Annotated in this window: 5 protein-coding genes; 2 read left to right on the top strand and 3 right to left on the bottom strand. The window is 60.8% G+C overall.

Annotated elements, in window-relative coordinates; translation table 11 throughout:
- The 3 genes from ACK4TM_RS17365 to ACK4TM_RS17355 form a co-directional block, all read right to left on the bottom strand.
- Nucleotides 1-463, bottom strand: a 463-nt coding sequence (locus ACK4TM_RS17365) for an HD domain-containing protein (RefSeq protein WP_409703828.1), incomplete at its 3' end; no start/stop codon positions are given.
- Nucleotides 463-786: a hypothetical protein gene (locus ACK4TM_RS17360; protein WP_409703826.1), complete on the bottom strand. Its 324-nt coding sequence runs from the start codon at nt 784-786 to the stop codon at nt 463-465. The genes ACK4TM_RS17360 and ACK4TM_RS17365, both read right to left, overlap by 1 nt.
- Before the next feature lie 2 nt (nt 787-788).
- Complete coding sequence (locus ACK4TM_RS17355; protein WP_409703823.1) at nt 789-1442, bottom strand: alpha/beta hydrolase; 654 nt, start codon at nt 1440-1442, stop codon at nt 789-791.
- 164 nt (nt 1443-1606) lie between these two features.
- On the opposite strand from ACK4TM_RS17355, the gene ACK4TM_RS17350 reads away from it, so the two are divergent.
- Nucleotides 1607-2068: an Rrf2 family transcriptional regulator gene (locus ACK4TM_RS17350; protein WP_409703820.1), complete on the top strand. Its 462-nt coding sequence runs from the start codon at nt 1607-1609 to the stop codon at nt 2066-2068.
- Nucleotides 2069-2093: 25 nt separating this feature from the next.
- Nucleotides 2094-2545: aminotransferase class V-fold PLP-dependent enzyme (locus ACK4TM_RS17345; protein ID WP_409703817.1), on the top strand; the 452-nt coding region annotated here is incomplete at its 3' end.

Here is a 2545-nt window from a genome sequence, read left to right as displayed (position 1 = left end):
ATGCGGGCCATGTACCGCCATCCGTTTCCAGATTGGCGATCACCGGCTGCACCCGATCAATGGATTTGGCAAAAACGGCATCGGGCGTTTCCGCCGCCTCGAATTCATCCCAAAGCGCGCGGAAACTTGCGGCCTGATCGGGCGGCAACAGGCCAAAGATGCGGGTGGCGGCGGCCTGTTCGATGGCGTCCTGCGCCGCCGTGTCATGATCGCCATGGATTGGGCTGTCGCCTGCGTCGATTTCCACCAGATCATGGATCAGCAGCATGCGGATCACCCGGTTGATATCAACGTCAGCCCCGGCATGTTCGCCCAGCACCAGCGCGTAAAGCGCGATATGCCAGCTATGTTCGCCGGAATTTTCCCGCCGTGACCCATCGCAAAGCGTGGTCGCGCGCAGCACGGATTTCAGCTTGCAGGCCTCTGTCAGGAAAGCCAGCTGCGCGTCGATCCTGTCAGTCATCAGCGTTTCACCCGGCGGGGGCCGCCGCCGGATTCCTCGGACGGGGCATCCTGAACAGGATCTGCCGGGGCGGTGCTGGCTTTTGATGCGGGGTCTGTTTTGGCATAGCCGCGCGCGGCACGTTCCGCCAGCAGCGCCCGCGCCCGTGCCTCGGCCCGCCGGACACGCACGGCGGTCAGATAGCTTTCCTGCAGGGTCTGCGACGAGGCCCCCAGCATTTCGCCGATCTGATCCACGATAGCGATATCGCCAGAGGCGGCCTGATCAGCCAAAGCCAGATCAGCCAGTTCGCCTGCAACTTTTTCAAGATAGCTGTCTGCCATGATCAGCGCGTGTTTTCTGTCAACCGCCGCCGGACATAGGTTTTGACGGTGTCGATCATCGGGTCCATATACGGATCTTCAAAGAAATGACCGGCACCCTGCATTTCATCATGGGTGATGGTGATGCCTTTTTGCTCATGCAGCTTATTGACCAGCGTGACCGTATCCTGCGGCGGTGCGACCCGGTCGCCGCTGCCGTTGATCACCAAACCAGAGGCCGGGCAGGGCGCAAGGAAGCTGAAGTCATACATATTCGCAGGCGGGCTGACCGAGATGAAACCGGTGATTTCCGGCCGACGCATCAGCAATTGCATGCCGATCCACGCGCCAAAGGAAAAGCCAGCGACCCAGCAATGTTTGGCATTGGAATTCATCGATTGCAGATAATCCAGCGCCGATGCGGCATCGGACAATCCGCCGACACCCTGATCATATTCGCCCTGGCTGCGCCCGACGCCGCGGAAATTGAACCGCAGCACGGTGAACCCAAGATTATAGAAGGCGTAATGCAGGTTATAAACCACCCGGTTGTTCATCGTCCCGCCGAATTGCGGATGCGGATGCAGCACGATGGCGATTGGCGCGTCACGGTCCTTTTGCGGATGATAGCGCCCTTCAAGGCGTCCTTCGGGTCCGGGGAAGATGACTTCGGGCATATGTTTTTCCGTCGCTGGTTGGGTGCGTGCTTTCTTGACGAAAACACTCGGGCACCTTAGAAGGATTCTAAACTGGGGACAGATACCCCCGTCTGGTTCACGGTTGAGTAATGACGCAGCCGTGCGCCGTCAATGGATTTGCAGGAATTGGGCAGGTTGCGGAAATGAAGTTAAGCACAAAAGGCCGCTATGCAATGGTCGCTCTGGCCGATCTGGCCTTGCAGCCGAACGATGCGTTGGTCAATCTGACCGAGATTTCCAAAAGGCAGGATATCTCCTTGCCCTATCTGGAACAATTGTTCGTCAAGCTGCGCCGCGCCGGTCTGGTGGATTCCGTACGCGGGCCGGGCGGTGGGTATCGGTTGTCGCGGCCAGCGTCCGAAATCCGCGTGGCGGAAATTCTGGGTGCTGTGGATGAAACCGTATCAGCCATGCACAAGGGTGCGGGCGCATCGGGCGGCGCTTCGGGCAGCCGCGCGCAATCGCTGACCAACCGGCTGTGGGAAGGGCTCAGCGCGCATGTCTATGTCTTTCTGCATCAGGCACGCCTGTCGGATGTGGTCAGCAACGGTCTGGCACCATGCCCCGCAGTCCCCGCATTGTTCGAGGTGGTCGATGAGGATTGACTGCCACACTATGGGTCGCCCCTGAATGAGGGTCTATCTGGATCATAACGCCACCACGCCCCTGCGGGCCGAGGCACGCGCAGCAATGCTGGCGGCGATGGATGTGGCGGGTAATCCGTCCAGCGTTCATGCCGAAGGGCGCGCCGCCAAGGCCATCGTTGAACGCGCCCGCGCGCAGGTGACCGAGGCCGTCGGCGCGGGCGAGGCGGATATCGTCTTTGTGTCCGGCGCGACAGAGGCGGCGGCACTTGCCCTCGCCGGGCGCGGATTGCAGGCCGCACCCATTGAGCATGACGCGGTCCATGCCTGGGTCGATCCGGTCCTGCCGGTGGTGAATGGTGCCGTGCAGGTCACTGATCCGGCACGCACAACGCTGCAACTGGCCAATTCCGAAACCGGGATCGTGCAGCGCCTGCCGGATGGTCTGGCGGTGTCGGACATCACCCAAGGGTTCGGCAGAATACCGTTTTCCTATGC

The sequence above is a fragment of the Yoonia sp. genome (assembly GCF_046292185.1).
In the GTDB taxonomy this organism is placed as follows: domain Bacteria; phylum Pseudomonadota; class Alphaproteobacteria; order Rhodobacterales; family Rhodobacteraceae; genus Yoonia.
This window is presented reverse-complemented; position numbering and strand designations above follow the sequence as displayed.

What these genes read in the sequence shown, in the direction of transcription:
- ACK4TM_RS17360 (WP_409703826.1), bottom strand. Translation starts at nt 786, where the DNA reads ATGGCAGACAGCTATCTTGAAAAAGTTGCAGGCGAACTGGCTGATCTG.
- ACK4TM_RS17350 (WP_409703820.1), top strand. Translation starts at nt 1,607, where the DNA reads ATGAAGTTAAGCACAAAAGGCCGCTATGCAATGGTCGCTCTGGCCGAT.
- ACK4TM_RS17355 (WP_409703823.1), bottom strand. Translation starts at nt 1,442, where the DNA reads ATGCCCGAAGTCATCTTCCCCGGACCCGAAGGACGCCTTGAAGGGCGC.